A 17,796-nucleotide genomic window follows, 5' to 3' on the forward strand; every position below is an offset into this window, starting at 1 on the left:
TGCATAAATCAAATAGAAATACAGTTACCTTGATCTAAGTTAGCTTAATGTGTGCCAATTTGGGTGATTTACGTGCGAGATGTAAAAAAATCCCCCATTCAATTATAACTAATTACCTTATATATAAGCTACTTAGCGCATATTGATTGTTTGATTAATAGGGGGGCTCTTTAGGAGAAGAACGTTTTACTGCAGGGTTTAATGGGCAATTTCGTCAATTGACGTAAGCAGATCTGTTTCATGAAACCATGAATCGAATTGTTTACTCTATTTGCTCTGTGATTGACGATCTGCTGGGTGATTCACACCATCACTAACCGGCACTTCACCTAATTCATACGGGTTAATACCCTCTAAACATCCCACATTGGTCCCGAATTTCACGGCACCGCAATGGCATTGCCCGGTATGAATAGGTTTGAGATCCATTTCTTTTGTATTCCCTTGTTTGTGCTAACTACAAAATAATGTGTGGCAAATAACGCGACATATCTTGAGTGACTTTTGATTTGTCTTCTCTTATCGAGATCCCTCCCGGTTTGTCGTTAACCAGCCAACTGCCAATTAGGGTGTAATAATCACCAAATTTAGGTAAAGGGTGGTATGCCTGATAGATCACCCCTTCATCACCGTAAGGACCGTCAACACGCAAGGTTTGCTTGCCATTTTGGACGATGGAAATGTTGGCACCTTCACGTGCAAATAACGGCTTGATAACGTAGTCCCGCAAGCTACTAAGCCCTTTGTCATCCGGGAAGTAGGCGGGCAATAGATTGGGGTGATTATGAAATTTTTGCCATAAAAGGGGTAACAGTGCTTTATTACTAATGACTGATTTCCACATCGGTTCTAACCAGTTTACTTTGGCATCGGCTAAGTTTTCTGCATAGTTTTCGCGGAACATAAACTCCCAAGGGTACAGTTTGAACATCCAACGAATAGGGCGACTTGCCATATCGGTGAATTCCCCTTTATTGTTCAAACCAATATCTTCGATGTGAACAAAGGAAGTAGATAGTCCGGCTTCTTTTGCACAATCTTCCATGTATTGCACGGTGCCGCGATCTTCTTCTGTGTCATGACAACAAGAAAAGTGCAGTGTTTGACCAGGCTGAGAATGCGCTAACTCTTTAAAGCGATTGATCAGCAGCTCTTGCAGTAAGTTAAATTGGTCGGCATCACGGCGAATAGCCCCGCTTTTTACTTGGTCTTCAAGCCACAACCATTGCCAGAACCCAGTTTCGAAAAGAGACGTTGGCGTATCCGCATTGTTTTCATATAGCTTCGCATGCCCTGTACCGTCATAGGAAAAATCTAAGCGAGAATAAAGTGAGGGTTCTTTACGTTGCCATGAATCTAATACGTTTTGCCACATGGCTTCTGGTATTTGGAATTTACGTAACCAATATTCATCTCGTACGACAGTATCTACCACATCAAGACACATCTGGTGTATCTCTTCGGTTGGATCCTCGATATCACGTTCAATTTGCTCTAACGTGAATTGATAATAAGCGGTCTCATCCCAATAAGGGTCTTCATACATCGAGTGAAAGCCAAAGCCATATTCGGCGGCTAATTCACGCCAATGTTTACGTTCCTTACTGTCAATTCTGAGCATTCGTGATTGTCCTTACTGCATACAAAGGGTGCTAAAGCGTTAACGTCACCCAGAATATGACACTTTTCAGTGTGATAGCCAAACTGAGTCTGCGAGTACGGTACTCATCCAAAAGGTTGGTCACCGATTTTTAACTGATTTTAAATCATTATTCTTTTAGGTAAGTACATAAAAATTGTGTAACCGATGTTTCAATCGCTATTTGTTGTTCTTCTGCAGTAGCTGGTGGAAGGTGTACCAGTATCTGAGGCCAGAAAACGATAGCTTTGATTGAAGCAAAAAATTGTTCAGAAGCCACTTCAGGGTAAGCGACATCCAGTTTATCGGCGGCAATACCTGCCTCTATCCATCGAGTTAATCCAATGCACCCTTCTAAATCTTGAACTTTTTCTTGCATGATAGTTGCAGATTTACTTGAGCGCATACACTCAGATAAAACCATACGTGCTAGTGACAAAAAGTCATCACTACAGAGTAACTTTACTTCTGTTTCTGCTATCGCGGTAAGCTGAGATTTTACTGATGTTGTGGTATTAAATTGAACGTCAGTAATGGCATGAATGTTTGAGAATAGGCGTTCAATAATCATGCTAAATAGACTTTCTTTCGTTGGATAATATTTATAAAGCGTTCGTTTAGAGACTTCTGCTTTTTTGGAGATCGCCTCCATACTGGTTTGCTCCAACCCTTTTTCAGTGAAAAGGGCTATAGCAGCCAGAATAATATTTTCTTGTTTTATTTCAGCAACCTTAACCATATATCACTCAATATTAAAAATAAAAGTAAACGCATGTGTTTACTTTTTATTGGTTCACGTTATTATTAAAAGTATACACCGTCGTTTACTTTTGAGGCTAGCATAAATATGAATACCAAGTTGAAAACATCGTTGATACCTTTAATGAGTGTACTTGGATTAGCTGCCTGTAATGATAATGTGATTACGGGGGAGCATGTTCTGAGTGCTGACTTACGTAACACGCGTATTGAACAATCTGCTCAATTCTTTGATGGCAAAGTTATTTCTCGTATTCCACAGGTTGAAAACCAAGAGGGTATTGTAGAAACGCTATGGAAATTTTTTGCCCAACGTAGCCAATATAAGCCTTCACAAGCATTACCGTATCAAGATGTTGATATTACACGATTACAAAACCCTAGTGAGCAATTACGTGTGACTTGGCTCGGGCATTCGTCATTATTTATAGAAGCCGACAAAACACGTATTTTAATTGATCCTGTATTTGAATATGCAGCCCCTGCTTTTTTTGCCCGAATGTTTCAGCGTAATGTTGCGGCCCCTGTAAGCCGTGAAGATTTACCATTACCTGATGTGATTGTGATTTCGCATGATCATTATGACCATTTAGAAGAAAATACAGCCCGATTTTATGCCAACAAAGATGTGATGTTTTTTGTGCCGCTAGGGGTTGGACGTCACCTTGAAAAATGGGGTGTTCCACCAACAAATATTAAAGAATTTGATTGGTGGGAAAGTCAGAAAATAAATTCGGTAACCATTACTGCGGCACCAGCCAACCACAATTCAGGTAGAGGGCTGTTTGATTCAAACAAAACGCTATGGGCTTCTTGGGCAATTCAGGCTGATACTGGTAGTGTGTTTTTTAGTGGCGATACTGCTTATGGTGAGCATTTTAAGCAAATAGGCGAACGCTTAGGTCCGTTCGATTTGGCTTTTATTGAAGTTGCAGCCAACTTAAAAGAAGACAGTGGTTATCCTGTTGAAGGCTGGGGGCATATGCAAGCATCTCATACCATGCAGGCACATTTAGATGTTCAAGCTGATAAATTGTTTCCTGTCCATTGGTCAACGTATGAACTTTTTATTCATCAGTGGGATGAGCCTGTAAATGATTTGATTGCAGAAGCGGCTAAATATGATGTTGAGTTAGTGACACCGATGGTAGGTGCTTCTATTGATCTGCCTTTAGCAGAGAAAACGGCGTATTGGTGGCAAGATGTTTATGACAAAGGTGCAGCAATTCCATTGGTGTTTAACTCACAATAATAAGTAACGCTGAAATTGAGATAACAGATTCATTAAAACGTCAGAAACTGTAATTATGATAGTTGGTCTTATTGGTCTTATGAAATTGACTGGAGGGAATCATGGAAGTACATATTGCTAAAACCCAACAAGAATTAGAAAGGGCTGCCACTGTTCTTGTGCAATTACGCCCTGCATTTAATATTGCTTCATTGTGTGAACAAATTATTCAACAGCAAAAGCAGGGATATCAAGTCGCTTACGTCGAACTCGATGGGCGAGTTGTTTGTGTGGCAGGCTTTACAGTTAACCTAAAATTGGCGTGGGGTAAATCAATATACGTTGATGATTTGGTTACCGATTCAGACACACGATCTGTTGGGGCGGGAAAGCACATGATTGAATGGCTAAAGATGTACGCTAAAAACGAAGGATGTAGAGAAATACATTTAGATTCAGGCGTACAGCGTTATGGTGCTCATCGCTTTTATCTTCGTGAAGGCTTTAATATAACATCTCATCATTTTATGCTGAACAACGTCAGTGACTGATTGTTAAGTGCTGGTTTGGTTGAAACGGTAAAGATAGCATTCAATAATTCCGATGAGGAGAAGCTTGTTGACCGTTCTTCTTTATTTCATTATTGGCGCTAAAGCCCTTCGACGTTAATCCAATTCCAGCGCCTTTGCACTTCTTGTACTTTCTGGTTGAGAACAATATTCCTAATATCCTCAACAAATTCTTCAATCAAGCTGCCAAATTCCCCCTTTCGGCTGATGACGGCTAACTGTCGGGTGATGCCAGGAGCAGGTAATGGCTGGCATTCCAGTTTATCCAGTAGCTCAAGCTGTCGAGCCAAAAACGTGGGTGAGGAAAGCGACCACCCCAATCCTTCTGCCACCATCCCCAGCACGTTATCGGCGCGATCAAGAGAGAATTGACTCTGTGGCTTGTAGTTACGCCAGCGTAGCCAATTGTTGGTTTGGGTTCCTGTCGGTGTCCAGTTTTCATAGGCGATATAAGGCTTGTTTCTTGCCAGCCATTGGATGTCTTTCGTTTCCCAGTTTGCAGGGGTAACAACGACGTATTGCTCTCCCAATAGTGGGAACATGGCGAGATCCTGTGGGATATCCTGATTAGCCATACTGATGATGATATCGGTTTTGCCTGACTGAAGTGAGGTTAGCAATTCTGGTGCGGTGCCAGTTATCTGGTTGATATGGGCAACTTTGGGTTGGAGATATTTGAGTAACTCTATACCCGCAATTTGGGTAACTGAATCGACCATGCCAATACGCAATCGGGGTAGCTTGCCTTTTTCTATCGAGTGCATCCAGTCTTGCAGTTTGCGCGATTCAGCCAGTAGTTTGCTGCCCTGCTCGTACAGTTCACGTCCAGCCAGTGTCAGTTTGATTGGACGCTTACTTCTGTCTAACAGTTTGCTGTCAAGTATCTGCTCTAGGCTCTGAACCAGCTGTGAAACCGCAGATTGGGTTTGATTAAGCTGTTGGGCCGCTTTGCTAAATGAGCCGGTCTCGACCACTGTAATGAAGGTTCTGAGTTGGCGAAGATCAAAGGCAATATTGTCCATATGTGGTTATATTATAAGTTTAACTAATACTCTGTATTATATTCTCCACTGCTAGCTAAGTTCGGAGCTACGTCAAGAAATCAAGAAAAGCCATGGCATAGAATCCTAGTTATTCCGAAAGTACTTAAAAAGTATTTCCAAAATATCTAAAAATGCAGGGCTTAGCGATGAGAAAAGAAACTGATGTATTAGGCGAGATGATGTTACCCGATGAGGTTTACTACGGTATTCAGACTGTTCGTGCCCGTGATAACTTTGCTGTATCTGGTCGTACGGCAGTAGATGTACCACATTATTTGTGGGCCGTAGCGGCTATCAAGCAAGCTGCAGCTAAAGCTAACTGCAAAATTGGTGCGCTAGACGCCACTGTGGCTAAAGCGATTGTACAGGCTTCACAGGAAATGATGGATCACCGTTTCGATGATCAGTTCCCGATTGATATTTTTCAAGGTGGCGGCGGAACCTCGACCAATATGAACGCCAACGAGGTGATAGCAAATCGCGCTAACGAAATTCTTACCGGAAAGAAAGGCTATGATGTTGTACATCCCAATACTCACGTCAATATGGGGCAGTCAACTAACGATGTGATCCCTGCAGCGATGAAGATGACTTGCCGTATTAATTTACATGCGCTGATCGCAGAGGTCGCTGCACTTGAAGTCATGCTGGAAGAGAAAACCCAAGCATTTGATCACGTGGTGAAGCTGGCGAGAACCTGCCTGCAAGATGCGGTGCCGATTACTCTTGGCCAGCAATTCAGCGGCTATTTACATCAAGTTCGCCGTCTGCATCAATCGTTGAAAACAGCAAGCGAACAAACACTTGATTTACCGTTAGGTGCTACGGCGGTTGGTACGGGCTTGTCTACACATGAGGGCTACCTAGAGCAGGTATATATCGAGCTTCGGGAAATATCGGGTGAACAGTTTATTGCTGAAGATAACTTCTTCGACGGTTTGCAAAATGGCGATACCTACCTTGAAGTTGCAGCCCAACTGAAAAAGTTGGCTGCATTTTTATCTAAGATGGCAACTGATTTTCGTCTTCAGGGAAGTGGTCCGCGTGCTGGTTTCAACGAATTATTCTTACCCGCTGTTCAGCCAGGCTCTTCAATTATGCCGGGCAAAATTAACCCTGTGATGCCAGAACTGATCAATCAAATTGCCTATCAGGTAATTGGTAATGATGTGACTATCACGATGGCGGTTGAAGGTGGCGAGCTGGATCTCAATGTCTGGGAACCGGTTATTATCAAGGCACTATTTGAGTCGTGTAACTTACTAACTAATGCTATTCCATTGTTTGTTGAAAAATGTCTGAAAGACTTGTTACCCAACGAGCCTGTTTGCCGTGAATATGCGGAGAAAAGCACTGCATTAGCCACGGTGATAGCGACGCTGTTTGGCTACAAAGTAGGATGCCGTATTGCTGCGAAAGCCTTCGAACAGAACCTACGTGTGCGAGATGTAGTATTAGACGAGCAGTTGCTAACGCCAGAGCAGGCTGACTATTTGTTGGATCCGATGGTTATGACTGATCCCAAAGCCAGTGCGGCGGCAGTCACTCGTTATCAACAGGAAATAGCGACTCCTCAGAAAAACTTGAACTCTGAGGTTAATACTAAGGAGCCGGCATAATGGCTGACTCCTTAATACTGCAAATCGCACGTTGGTGCGTGGGTCTTCGGTTTGAAGATATTCCTGATGAAGTTATCGATATCGCCAAAACAGCATTGACCGATTATGTTGCTGTCACTATTGCCGGTAGCGATATGCCAGTTGCCAAAAATCTTCAACAGTTTGCCATTCAGCGTGCGCCACAGGGTAATTGTAATGTGTTTGGCACTGAACAAAAAAGCAATATGGCTTATGCCAGTTATGCGAATGGGGCTGCATCTCACGCCCTTGATTTTGATGATGTGAGCTGGGCGACGATTGGTCACCCAACTGTGACTGTCGCTCCTGTGGCCTTTGCTGTAGCCGAAGAGCGGAAGTTGGATGGTGCGAGCATTTTACGAGCTTATATCGCAGGCGTTGAAGCTCAACATCAGATAGCAAGATGGGTCATGCCGCAGTTGTCTGAGCAGGGCTGGCATACCACCCCGACGATTGGTGTTTTTGGATCAACTGTTGCTGCTGGGATCCTGCTTGATCTTGATGAAGATACCTTAGCTCATGCGCTGGCGATTGCCGCGTCGTCGGCATCCGGCGTTCGGGGCAACTTCGGTAGTCAAACCAAAGCGATGCATGCAGGGTTGGCAGCGTTTAACGGTATCAATGCCGTTGAGTTGGCAATGATTGGCGTAACAGGGAAGCCCAATGTGATTGAGTCTGCTGATGGTTTCGCTCAGTGTTTCACCGGTATTACTACCCTCGAAGGGGCTGAGGTGACATTGGGTAAATACTGGGATCTGAAAGAAAATGGTCTGGTTTTCAAGCAATATCCGTGTTGTAGCGGCAGCCATCCTGCCATTGATTGTTGGGATGCTTTTTTGCAAGAAAGGTCACTAGGTGCTGATGACATTGAGTATTTACAGGTTGGCGTGAGCTTATTGGGGCCAAGAGAGCTGGTGTGTAATTGCCCCCAAAATGCCATTGAGGCTAAGTTTTCAATGCCATATGCCCTTGCTGCTCGATTGATTCATGGTGGGGTGGGTTTGACTGAATTTACCGATGAAGCGGTATTGGATCAGCGTATTCAGGCGCTGATGCCGAAGATTCAGATGCGTATTGATCCCGAACTCGAAGAACTGGGATTTATCGGTACGGCTCCTGTCAAAATCAGGGTTTATCTAAAAAATGGCGAGATGATCAGCCTCGATAACGATCTCGCGAAAGGTAACCCAGAAAAGCCCTTTTTACAGGAAGAAATAGACCGGAAGTTTATGGCCTGTGTTGTAGCCAAATATGGCGAAAATCGATGCCTGTACTGGCTGACAGTATTAGCGCATTTAGAAACTGCAACGTATGAAGAACTTAACCAACTCCTGAATTAATAACGGGAGTGGAAGGAGGTATCCAATGATTATATTTCAAATAGTATTGTTATTAAGCGCGATTATTCTTGCTGCTCGTTTAGGTGGTATCGGGGTAGGGCTGGCGGGTGGTTTAGGAATGGCGATTGCTGTTTTTGGGCTTGGCTTACCACCGGGAGATATTCCGGTCTCGGTGATTTTGATCATTATGTCCGTGATCTTGGCGCTGTCGGTGATGCAGCAAGCGGGCGGTATGAATTACATGGTAAATTGCGCTGAAAAAATGCTGCGTAATAACCCTAAGTACATCAATATTCTGGCTCCGGCCACTACTTTTGTGCTGACGACACTTGCAGGTACGGGCTATACGGCAATGTCGGTATTGAATGTTATCCAGCAAGTCGCCAAGGAAAACGGGGTTCGTCCTAGCCAGCCGCTAAGCTCGGCAGTTGTTGCCTCTCAAATCGCGATTACCGCTTCGCCGATTTCGGCAGCGACCGCTGCGATGTACGTCGTGGTTGAAACGATGGGGGTAAGTTTTGGCACTGCGCTAAGCGTGATCATGCCTGCTGCCTTGTTTGGTACTGTTGTTGCCTCATTCGTAGCAAGTCGGCAGGGGTGTGAGCTGAAAGATGATCCAATCTTCAAAGAACGTGTCGAGAAAGGGTTGGTAAACTTTACGCCGGAAGAGCAGAAACAGATTGAACCGACGATTGAAGCCAAGCGTTCGGTGTGGCTGTTCCTTGGCGGTGTGTTATTTATTGTCGCCTTGTTGTTGTTTAAACCGCTGCTAGGTCATGCCTTGGGTTCTCGTGACATCATCGTTATTGTGATGCTGCTAACCAGCTTTATTATGGCAATGGTGTGTAAGGTTCAGCTTACTTCAATCAAGAAAGCGCCGATTTTTGCTGATGGTGCAGAAAGCTTAGTTGTGATCCTCGGTATTGTTTGGTTGAGCTCGACCATTATTGGGGTGCATATTCCTGAGATAAAAATACTGGCGGGTGATGTACTGAATGAGTATCCGGCGCTGCTGGCGGTCGTCTTCTTTTGCACATCGGCTTTGCTGTTTAGCCAAGGGGCAACCAGTGCTTTGTTGGTACCAATTGCAGCGTCGCTAAATGTTGACCCGGCTACAATCTTAGGCAGCTTTGTTGCGGTGAGCGCGCTGTATATGACCAATATTTACCCAACAACGGCTTTCGCCATTGCAACGGATGATACAGGATCTTTCCTCAGCAGTCGGTGGAATGGCTCCTACATTATCAACCATCCGTTCTTCTTGCCTGGCATGTTGGGTATCGTGGCAGCTGTACCGTTTGGTTTTGTACTGGCGAATATTTTTGTCTAACAGGCTCAAATGATGGTATTTGGCGTTATTGCCTTTGTAAGGCTGGTTATGATAATTAAACCCAGCCTTATATTCGTGGTAATGAAATATTGAACGTTATCTGAGCGCTTTAAAAAAGCCATCAATGCAAGTTTCGCTTACGACTTTTTTCTTATGTATTAATCTTATCATACTCGAATTATTTTTAGGCTGAGAGTAAATACATGCTGAGATCTATGAGTATGACTGGCGAACGAATTGAATGGTTTAGCGTTAAGCTTTTGCTAATAATTACCTTATTTTTTTCGTTTGTTGGACATGCAGAAGATCGTGATCTTCGTGCTTTTCAGCATGGCTTAGATATTCTGCCGTTACCGAATGGTCAGTATGTGTCAATTTGGTCTTCTGTTGTATCTGAGAAATTACAATTAACAAATAATGATGAAGAATGGAGCCATAACGTATATATGGCTTCATTTTCCAATGCCTCTACGCGACTCTCTCCTGAATTATTAATCTCTGCACCTGATCATACTGCTCAAGAGCCCGCGAGTTCTGCTATAAGCCGTGATGGTCATATCATGGTGACTATGGAAGATGCTTATCAGGCTAAGCATGAATTAATGCAATCTTATGCCGTATTTGATACTCAATTTAAATCGATAGCCCCTTACCAACAAGTTGCTTTTGATGGCGGGCATTCGGGGCATGTTGCTGCTGTTGATAATCACTTTGTTATCTTTTTTTCAGAAGGTTGGGTAGACGGCGGTGGAGTTGATGATCTTGGTTCGGGTGATGATGTATTGCTTAAAACCTATAATTCAATAGGAAAAGAACTAGGGCAGCTTTCGGTATCTGTTGATAAACAGCATCGTGATTGGTGGCCATTATTAGCGGGTTCTCAGCACGTTGCACTATTAGTATGGCAGCGATTTATTGATGACAAAACGAATGCACAATTAATGTATTCAATTTACGACCCAATAAAAAACACTTTGATTAAGCAACCAATAGCACTTCGTGGTGATGTTCAGTACTACACGTATGATGTGCAATTTTTGCCTACCGTGAATCGATTCTTAATTACTGGCACGACGGAAAATAATACAGGTTTCGCATACTTAATTGATGAGCAAGGGTTAGTTGTAAATACACTCAATACGTTACCCCCTTTTGTTCGTGAAGCTCAGCCTGCGATTATTGGTTACCAAAATGAAGTAGAGCCACATAAGGTAGTGGAAAGAGTTGTCTATCCCATTGCCCCGTCGGGTTTGGTTGTACTTGATGTGAATAAAACCAGTATTAACATCAAGCAGCGATTATACGATCCTTATTTATGGCAATACATCGGTACTGATGGGGTGTTTTTAGATGAGCAAACCGTTTATTTTCACACATTGTCGCAATATGGATTAAAAGAGATGCGTTGGCATATTCAAAAATAAAGCTTTGTTGATGAGGTGTTGATTCTTAGTTCTTTTTATCGTTCTGCTTTTCATCTGACATAGATATATCGCTTACAATTAGTGTCCACAGATATTAGCAACATATTGATACTGCTTTGACTATCTCATTAATCAGAATTAAGACCTGCCATTTAAATGTAACCTGATCTATAGGGTAGCTATAGTAATAAATATAAGCATTTTTGACTGCTTTACAGTTAACAAAGAATATACGACTTATCCTTGTTGAGATAGATACCTGTATAAATTAATAATAATGAGTTTGCTAGGTTTTGGTATCTTATGACTACTTCCAATGTATTGGTTATGGTCGTTGTTTTGACTGCTGTTGTTGCCTGTAATGATAGTTCTGATGACACATTGAATAACGACGAGCTAAACAATGAAACTCCCACTGTCGTTTCCGATAGTACTGTAAATGCAGAAGAAAGCACTGAAAATGCTGAGGAAAATAATACCTCTCCTCCTGATGATATTATCGAATCTCCTGACGATACTATCGAACCACCACCAGTACAGCTATTCGATAAGGATGGTTTACCACTGCCAGATTTGAGTATTAACCACGATTACGAAGCATATTTAAATGCGAGACCAAGCTATTACATGGATGCAGGCGCTCGTTTTGGTAATGTGATCGATCAAGATAACACGCCAGCGGACAATAAAGTTACAAATGCCGGAGCAGTGCTTGGTCGAGTGCTTTTCTATGATATTCGTTTGTCGGCTAACAATACTGTTGCTTGTGCATCTTGCCATATTCAGCGGCATGGATTCTCCGATCCTGAAGTGCTGAGTAATGGCTTTGATGGTGGTAAAACAGGTCGTCATTCTATGGGGTTAACCAATGCCACCTATTATTCTAGAGGTCGTTTCTTCTGGGATGAACGAGCGGGTACGCTAGAAGAGCAGGTATTAATGCCCATTCAAGATAGTGTTGAAATGGGAATGAATTTATTCGACCTTGAAGTTAAGTTGGGACTTACCAGTTTTTATGCTCCTCTATTTTTAGCTGCATTCAGTGACGAGGCCATTACCAGCGATCGTATATCAAGATCACTAGCGCAGTTTATTCGCTCTATGGTGAGTTACGGTTCTAAATATGATCAAGCTTTTACGGCAGGAGGCTCTGATACTCCGGATTTTAGTGCTGTTTTTTCTGAGCAAGAATTATTAGGCTTAAGTTTATTTTCTGGTGTACCGGGTGATAATTCAGATTCACTTGGCTGTGATTCTTGTCATCATACATCAGCGCACTCGGCCGATAATAAACACGTGAACGGGTTAGATGCCAATACAAGTGCAGATCAAGGCGTGGGAGGTGGTTTCTTTAAAGTGCCTTCATTGCGTAATATCGCGGTAAGAGCCCCTTATATGCATGATGGTCGTTTTAGTAGCTTAGCTGAAGTGATTGAATTTTATAATAGCGGTGTTCAGGCGCACCCTAATTTAGCCCCTGCGCTAAGGCGAAGAAATTCTTCTAATGGCCGTCCGGTGCAGTTTAATCTTAATCAAGCAGAGAAAGAGGCGTTAGTGGTGTTTCTTGAAGCATTAACAGACGAAGCGTTTTTAGTGAACCCTATCTTTAGTAATCCTTTTCCTGAGGTTATTAATGAAGAAAGCGAGCCTGAATCATAAATGATAACTCGGCTCGCTAGTGTAAATTGGTGCTGCAAAGGTGCTTTGGTAAGGGAGGATTTATCCGCCCCATCCTTTACTACCTGATGATGATTTACTGCTGTTCCAGCTCGACTTCGCTGAAACCGTTGAGCCAAACCCACCACGAGAGATCGTACGGTTGACTGTTGCCTTGGGTTTCATCTGATCTTTGGAGACTCGGACTTTGGTTTTTTTATAGCTACTACGGCCGTAATCATTACCATCTGCCGTCGTCCAGCGATCATAAAAAATACTACCAGGGTATGATGAGCGGAACATCGGCTGTGAATAATACCCACGGTTGTTGTTGCTAATCATCCGGCTGAACATGAAGCCCGCCATTGCAGGCATAAACCAATTGTTCTGTTGTGATTGTACACAGGCATTGTTACCAAACTCGGCTGAACAGTCGTATTGTGTTTGATATTTCGGTGCTGTGCGTTCTGCTTCTGCTAGTGCGTTTTGATAGGCAGCTTGGCATTCACTGGTGTAACTAGGGTTGTCATCGACACAATCGTTTAACCCTTGATAAATGGATGCTTCACTACTGTTATCAGTACACCCAGATAAAATACCCGCAAAAGCCACAGTGACTGGTGCAACAGAATATGTGCGCCAATTCTTTCGCATACTGGCTAGTACAACCTGATTACTTCGTTTCATTTTGGCTGCTCCTAGTAAGTCATACAAGCGGCATTCAGTAGACCAACAGATACAGAGGTTGCTGCCATAAGAATACCTGCTGGTACTTCGCCGGCTTCAATACGCTCAACAATTTTTGGCATGAAACCAAAGCGTACAATAACGAAAGCAATAAGTTGAGCAAGCAAAGCCACAATACCCCAAACGGCAAAGTCGATTAAGTTAACCGAGTTACTGGCAGCACTTGCAATCGCAATGCTGTAACCAATAATTGAACCTGCTAACGCGATTGCCGCCGCGATATTTTTGTCTTCTTTGACCAGTTTCCATTCGTCGTGTGGCGTAATACGCACATAGACAAATTTAAACAACATCAAGAAAGCCAGTGACATTAAGAAATATAGAAAAAAAGAGCCAAGGCCTGCCAGTGAATTTGCTAAAACATCCATGTGGATTCCTAAATAAGTAAGTAATTACAAACTAGCCAATGAGCTTAAAGTCTGTAGGGGATAGATTAATACCAGTGCTCGTGGATAAGCAGCGTTCGGCACGGTTGTGGATTATCTTTTCTTCGCCTGACACCAAAACCGATTCATAAATGTCATTGCCCACTTCACGCTCATAGATCATAACAAATTGATCCGTTTCGCTAATTGAACCATTTTCGAGCCATGTTTTTTCTGTCATCGCGACAGGTTTACTGTTGTCCCATACTTTATCAAATGTATGGCCTTCGAGCTCCCACGTTGGCTGTACAATTTGGTTATGGAGTAAATGCTTCCACTCCGATTCCGTATCAATCGGTTTGGTATCGTAGAAGTAATACAGTTTTACTTCACTGACATCGGCTTCTGTTTCACCTTGGGTTAACACTTGAATAAAGCCTTCGTCATCCGTGTAATAACGGATTAAACGCGTTTGCTCATCAAGTTGAACGACACCAACGGCTTTGATCAGCTGAGTACGTGATGCCCCCTCGATAACAAGATCGGGTTCAATAAGACGAAGTTTAAGATCATCAAGTTCAAACGCCCCACCAAGCCTTAATCCTAAGATTTCTGGGCTTTTAGGTACGCTAACTTCAGGCGTTGTTTTCTTTTTAAACCAATTAAACATGTTGGTTCCTAAACGGTTTCAGAAGAAGGTCAAAAGAGATTTATTATTTCCAATTGAACTGGTTAATACGTTCATCAGAGATATAAAAAAGTTTAGCCTCAGGTGGTACTTCACGCTGTAGCGAAGGGTTTAGCTCTACGCCATCCCCCGTATCAATCGCAATGAGAGTCGCATCGTGTTCTTGCTTAAAGAGCGTGAATAAAATATCGATAGTCGTAATGGCTGAACCACTTGGGTAAGTGACCGAGTATTGAGTCATGCCTTGATCCGTACTCAGTAATTCGTGGTGTAACTCGCTTGAGCCTGGGTCGACAGCTGCTTTTGCTAGCATCTCTACTGCGACAGAAGGAATGCATTCAGCATTCGGGCAATGCTGCTTAAGCAACTGGCTTAAGGATTCGTCATTGAAATAGGCAAGTAGGTGTGCGGTAGGGTTCTTATTGGCACAGTATAAGGCTGCCGATAGCGTGACGTCGTCTTCGGGGTTATCAATCACAATACAGCTTGCTTGTTCAATGCTTGCTCGTGCCATACCTTCATTATCGGTAAAGCTAGCTACACGGACAAATTCAACTTCACCCGGTAATGGGTTTTCTATTTCAGGGCGCACGCATAATACGATAGGGCGGTTGCCTTTTTCTTCATGTTGCAACATTTTTATCAGATGCAAGGTGCGTTGCGCATTCCAGCCAAGCACTAAAATATGATTGTCCACTTTAAGACTCCGTCTTCCCAACAGGCCACTTTTCCAATAAGAAATGAAACCCCCTGCAATACGCCCAATACCGAGTGCAAATAACCCAAGACCACCGGGAATAATGAATAAAGAAACGACCCACTTACCCATTACCGTTGTGGGTGACATGTCACCATAGCCAACGGTTGATGCTGTTACGAATAGATAATAAACAAAATCGGTAAGTGAGTGCGTAAGTGCACGCTCACCGGCTATCACAAGTAATAGCCAGCTTATTGCACTATAACCAAGCAAGGTAAGTAAAAGGTTTCGTCCATTCAACTGCCCTAAGTTTTTTACGGCCCAACGTTGAAAGAGAATCCATATCGACATTAATTACCTCCTTGTCGCTATCCTTCAATATTATAACGAAGGATAGTCTAATTACTTACCTAAAATACGCGCAAGTTCATCTTCTGCCGATGATTTTCCGCCTGCTGTGATACCAGCTTCAGCCAGTTTCTTATCAAGGCTACCACCCGATTGCTCTTCAGCCATTTCTGCTGCAGCTTCAAGTTGTGCTGATTTCTCTGTTTGGCGTTGTTTAATACGCTCTAGTGATTCAACCGCAGTGTGCATTTTAGCATTGGCACCTACGTTAGTTGCCGATACTGCTGATTGTGCTTTTTGTACCGCTTCGTTAGCTTTAACGATATCAACTTGTTGCTCTAGCTGGCGTAGTTTGTCTTTTGCTTGTGCAATATTAGTGCGCATGCTTTGTTCTGATTTAATAAACTGATCAAGGTATGTTTGCTCAGCTTGCTGTTCACTACGCAGTGCCGCCACTTTATGTGCACATTCAAGAGCCAGTTCTTGCTGACCTTTTTCCATTGCGCCACGTGCATGGCCTTCATATTCTGTAATGCCGTTGTTGAATGCTTCCACTTTCTGTTGTGACATTTTACGCTTTGCAACAATGCTAACAAGTGCTTCGTCTGAACGGCGAAGTTCCTGTTTTGCTTCACGGATTTCTTGATCAAGAATACGCAGTGCCTGACCATCAGCTACAGATTCTGCTGCGTCGTTTGCTCCGCCTTTAATTGCGGTAAATAATTTTTTCCAAACGCTCATTATACTGTCTCCGCTAGGTGTTCTTGGTAAAGTTCGATAAATGCTTCTACATTTCGGAATAAAGTTGCTACTTCAATAACAACACTTTGTGCATTGGATTGAGAAGATAAAGAACCAAATGCAATGTAATAGCTGTGACCATCAATGGTATTAAGACCAATGGTAGATAATGGGAACATCATGTGCGTGCGTAAGATCTCATCGTTTAACGCATTCACATCTTTTACTTGGTCTTGAGGAAATAATAATACTTCAACAAGAATCTGCTCACCCGCAACGGCAAGGTACGCTTCGATGTTATCTTCATTACGTAGAACAAGCGTTTGCTCATTGGTTTCAATCTGCCAACCGTCATGCTCGCTTAGAATCGGAAGAAGATCTGATAATTGCAACGTCATAGTCGATACCTTATATATGAGTAGTAAAACTTACTTTACGTCTTTTTGCCTGTACATAGGCATAATAACAAGCTGTTTTATTAGGTTCGTTAAATACGTAAATGTTCAATCTGATATTCAATATACCTGAAAGATGTAGAGCATATCCTACAGTATGAATTTATAGGGTTAAAAATCAGAGTATTTTTGCAATTTTGATGGTTTTTTTGTGACCAAATGTGAACTGTGAGTTGAATGGAAAATATAATTTTGTTCGTTAGGAGGTTACTGATATATACATCATCATTTTTCTTGGCTTGTTGAATGCCATTTCCTGAGTGAATGTATGTGATGAGCATAGCCGGAGAAGAACGGAGTGTAGGCGGTATAACGGGGATGAAAAAAAACCGAGAATACACTCGGTTTTTATAAAAAATTGGTTTTCATTGAGAAAGATACAAACAGTTCTCTCTACGCTGATTTATTCAACAATTAAGCTAAAAGCTCTTTTGCTGTATCAACAACGTTTTCAACCGTAAAACCAAACATCTTGAATAGCTCGCCTGCAGGTGCAGACTCACCAAATGTTGTCATACCGATGATGCGACCATCGAAACCAACGAACTTGTACCAGAAGTCAGCAATACCCGCTTCAACTGCAATACGTGCAGTCACATCAGACGGTAATACTGATTCACGGTAAGCAGCATCTTGCTTATCGTATGTGTCTGTTGCTGGCATAGAAACAACGCGAACCTTACGGCCTTCAGCAGTTAGCTGTGCGTAAGCTTCTGTTACTAGCTCAACTTCAGAACCTGTCGCGATAAGAATAAGTTCAGGCTTGCCTTCACAATCTTTCAGGATGTAACCACCCTTCGCGATATTAGCCACTTGAGCGTCAGTACGTGCTTGTTGTGCTAGGTTCTGACGCGAGAAGATGAGCGCTGTAGGGCCATCTTTACGTTCGATTGCCAGTTTCCAAGCAACAGCAGATTCAACCTGATCACATGGACGCCATGTGCTCATGTTAGGTGTTAGACGCAGTGAAGCAATTTGCTCTACTGGCTGGTGCGTCGGACCATCTTCACCCAGACCGATTGAGTCGTGCGTGTACACTTGGATGTTCTGAATTTTCATCAGTGCAGCCATACGCATTGCGTTACGTGCGTATTCCATAAACATCAGGAATGTTGCACCGTAAG

Annotated in this window: 17 protein-coding genes and 1 pseudogene; 7 read left to right on the forward strand and 11 right to left on the reverse strand. The window is 42.9% G+C overall.

The features are described from left to right. Positions 1–267 precede the first annotated feature (267 nt). The 3 genes and pseudogenes from C9J12_RS30665 to C9J12_RS10680 all read right to left on the reverse strand — a co-directional run. Positions 268–381: pseudogene (locus tag C9J12_RS30665) on the reverse strand (GFA family protein); the annotation flags it as partial. Positions 382–457: 76 nt separating this feature from the next. Continuing rightward, positions 458–1,621 (reverse strand): glutathionylspermidine synthase family protein, encoded by a 1,164-nt coding sequence (locus C9J12_RS10675; RefSeq protein ID WP_107242696.1) that lies wholly within the window; start codon positions 1,619–1,621, stop codon positions 458–460. A gap of 148 nt (positions 1,622–1,769) precedes the next feature. After that, positions 1,770–2,378 (reverse strand): TetR/AcrR family transcriptional regulator, encoded by a 609-nt coding sequence (locus C9J12_RS10680; RefSeq protein ID WP_107242697.1) that lies wholly within the window; start codon positions 2,376–2,378, stop codon positions 1,770–1,772. A gap of 108 nt (positions 2,379–2,486) precedes the next feature. On the opposite strand from C9J12_RS10680, the gene C9J12_RS10685 reads away from it, so the two are divergent. Both C9J12_RS10685 and C9J12_RS10690 read left to right on the forward strand, forming a co-directional pair. Beyond that, the gene (locus tag C9J12_RS10685) at positions 2,487–3,650 is read left to right on the forward strand and encodes an MBL fold metallo-hydrolase (RefSeq protein WP_107242698.1); all 1,164 of its coding nucleotides are present in this window, start codon (positions 2,487–2,489) and stop codon (positions 3,648–3,650) included. A 101-nt stretch (positions 3,651–3,751) separates the two neighbouring features. Further along, positions 3,752–4,180: a GNAT family N-acetyltransferase gene (locus C9J12_RS10690; RefSeq protein ID WP_006228723.1), complete on the forward strand. Its 429-nt coding sequence runs from the start codon at positions 3,752–3,754 to the stop codon at positions 4,178–4,180. A gap of 98 nt (positions 4,181–4,278) precedes the next feature. On the opposite strand, the gene C9J12_RS10695 is transcribed toward C9J12_RS10690, so the two are convergent. Continuing rightward, the gene (locus tag C9J12_RS10695; RefSeq protein WP_006228724.1) at positions 4,279–5,220 is read right to left on the reverse strand and encodes a LysR family transcriptional regulator; all 942 of its coding nucleotides are present in this window, start codon (positions 5,218–5,220) and stop codon (positions 4,279–4,281) included. Between the two features lie 167 nt (positions 5,221–5,387). Between C9J12_RS10695 and C9J12_RS10700 the strand changes: the two genes are divergently transcribed. From C9J12_RS10700 to C9J12_RS10720, 5 genes are all read left to right on the forward strand, one after another. Beyond that, positions 5,388–6,860, forward strand: a complete 1,473-nt coding sequence (locus C9J12_RS10700) for an aspartate ammonia-lyase (RefSeq protein WP_227876326.1) — start codon at positions 5,388–5,390, stop codon at positions 6,858–6,860. Next, positions 6,860–8,218: an MmgE/PrpD family protein gene (locus tag C9J12_RS10705; RefSeq protein ID WP_107242700.1), complete on the forward strand. Its 1,359-nt coding sequence runs from the start codon at positions 6,860–6,862 to the stop codon at positions 8,216–8,218. The genes C9J12_RS10700 and C9J12_RS10705 overlap by 1 nt, the downstream gene beginning before the upstream one ends. A gap of 25 nt (positions 8,219–8,243) precedes the next feature. After that, entirely contained in the window at positions 8,244–9,548 is a 1,305-nt protein-coding gene (locus C9J12_RS10710; RefSeq protein ID WP_107242701.1) for an anaerobic C4-dicarboxylate transporter, read from the forward strand. Between the two features lie 203 nt (positions 9,549–9,751). Then, positions 9,752–10,972, forward strand: coding sequence for a hypothetical protein (locus tag C9J12_RS10715; protein ID WP_107242702.1), 1,221 nt, complete (start codon positions 9,752–9,754; stop codon positions 10,970–10,972). Between the two features lie 303 nt (positions 10,973–11,275). After that, complete coding sequence (locus tag C9J12_RS10720) at positions 11,276–12,631, forward strand: cytochrome-c peroxidase (protein ID WP_227876327.1); 1,356 nt, start codon at positions 11,276–11,278, stop codon at positions 12,629–12,631. Positions 12,632–12,691: 60 nt separating this feature from the next. Here C9J12_RS10720 and C9J12_RS10725 read toward each other — a convergent pair whose 3' ends face one another. From C9J12_RS10725 to C9J12_RS10755, 7 genes are all read right to left on the reverse strand, one after another. Then, entirely contained in the window at positions 12,692–13,315 is a 624-nt protein-coding gene (locus C9J12_RS10725) for a DUF1190 family protein (RefSeq protein WP_107242704.1), read from the reverse strand. 11 nt (positions 13,316–13,326) lie between these two features. Beyond that, entirely contained in the window at positions 13,327–13,743 is a 417-nt protein-coding gene (locus C9J12_RS10730) for a DUF350 domain-containing protein (RefSeq protein ID WP_107242705.1), read from the reverse strand. A gap of 31 nt (positions 13,744–13,774) precedes the next feature. Further along, positions 13,775–14,410 (reverse strand): YjfK family protein, encoded by a 636-nt coding sequence (locus C9J12_RS10735; RefSeq protein ID WP_107242706.1) that lies wholly within the window; start codon positions 14,408–14,410, stop codon positions 13,775–13,777. Between the two features lie 43 nt (positions 14,411–14,453). Continuing rightward, on the reverse strand, positions 14,454–15,479 hold the full coding sequence (locus C9J12_RS10740) for a potassium channel family protein (RefSeq protein ID WP_107242707.1): 1,026 nt from the start codon (positions 15,477–15,479) through the stop codon (positions 14,454–14,456). Between the two features lie 51 nt (positions 15,480–15,530). Then, positions 15,531–16,217, reverse strand: coding sequence for a PspA/IM30 family protein (locus C9J12_RS10745; RefSeq protein ID WP_107242708.1), 687 nt, complete (start codon positions 16,215–16,217; stop codon positions 15,531–15,533). Further along, the gene (locus C9J12_RS10750) at positions 16,217–16,615 is read right to left on the reverse strand and encodes a DUF2170 family protein (protein WP_107242709.1); all 399 of its coding nucleotides are present in this window, start codon (positions 16,613–16,615) and stop codon (positions 16,217–16,219) included. The genes C9J12_RS10745 and C9J12_RS10750 overlap by 1 nt, the downstream gene beginning before the upstream one ends. A gap of 471 nt (positions 16,616–17,086) precedes the next feature. Next, positions 17,087–17,796: transketolase-like TK C-terminal-containing protein (locus tag C9J12_RS10755; protein WP_322348872.1), on the reverse strand; the 710-nt coding region annotated here is incomplete at its 5' end.

Source organism: Photobacterium frigidiphilum, assembly GCF_003025615.1.
Taxonomy (GTDB): Bacteria; Pseudomonadota; Gammaproteobacteria; order Enterobacterales; family Vibrionaceae; genus Photobacterium; species Photobacterium frigidiphilum.

Coding starts and splice junctions, on each gene's coding strand:
- C9J12_RS10675 (WP_107242696.1), bottom strand. CDS start 1,621: ATGCTCAGAATTGACAGTAAGGAACGTAAACATTGGCGTGAATTAGCC.
- C9J12_RS10680 (WP_107242697.1), bottom strand. CDS start 2,378: ATGGTTAAGGTTGCTGAAATAAAACAAGAAAATATTATTCTGGCTGCT.
- C9J12_RS10685 (WP_107242698.1), top strand. CDS start 2,487: ATGAATACCAAGTTGAAAACATCGTTGATACCTTTAATGAGTGTACTT.
- C9J12_RS10690 (WP_006228723.1), top strand. CDS start 3,752: ATGGAAGTACATATTGCTAAAACCCAACAAGAATTAGAAAGGGCTGCC.
- C9J12_RS10695 (WP_006228724.1), bottom strand. CDS start 5,220: ATGGACAATATTGCCTTTGATCTTCGCCAACTCAGAACCTTCATTACA.
- C9J12_RS10700 (WP_227876326.1), top strand. CDS start 5,388: ATGAGAAAAGAAACTGATGTATTAGGCGAGATGATGTTACCCGATGAG.
- C9J12_RS10705 (WP_107242700.1), top strand. CDS start 6,860: ATGGCTGACTCCTTAATACTGCAAATCGCACGTTGGTGCGTGGGTCTT.
- C9J12_RS10710 (WP_107242701.1), top strand. CDS start 8,244: ATGATTATATTTCAAATAGTATTGTTATTAAGCGCGATTATTCTTGCT.
- C9J12_RS10715 (WP_107242702.1), top strand. CDS start 9,752: ATGCTGAGATCTATGAGTATGACTGGCGAACGAATTGAATGGTTTAGC.
- C9J12_RS10720 (WP_227876327.1), top strand. CDS start 11,276: ATGACTACTTCCAATGTATTGGTTATGGTCGTTGTTTTGACTGCTGTT.
- C9J12_RS10725 (WP_107242704.1), bottom strand. CDS start 13,315: ATGAAACGAAGTAATCAGGTTGTACTAGCCAGTATGCGAAAGAATTGG.
- C9J12_RS10730 (WP_107242705.1), bottom strand. CDS start 13,743: ATGGATGTTTTAGCAAATTCACTGGCAGGCCTTGGCTCTTTTTTTCTA.
- C9J12_RS10735 (WP_107242706.1), bottom strand. CDS start 14,410: ATGTTTAATTGGTTTAAAAAGAAAACAACGCCTGAAGTTAGCGTACCT.
- C9J12_RS10740 (WP_107242707.1), bottom strand. CDS start 15,479: ATGTCGATATGGATTCTCTTTCAACGTTGGGCCGTAAAAAACTTAGGG.
- C9J12_RS10745 (WP_107242708.1), bottom strand. CDS start 16,217: ATGAGCGTTTGGAAAAAATTATTTACCGCAATTAAAGGCGGAGCAAAC.
- C9J12_RS10750 (WP_107242709.1), bottom strand. CDS start 16,615: ATGACGTTGCAATTATCAGATCTTCTTCCGATTCTAAGCGAGCATGAC.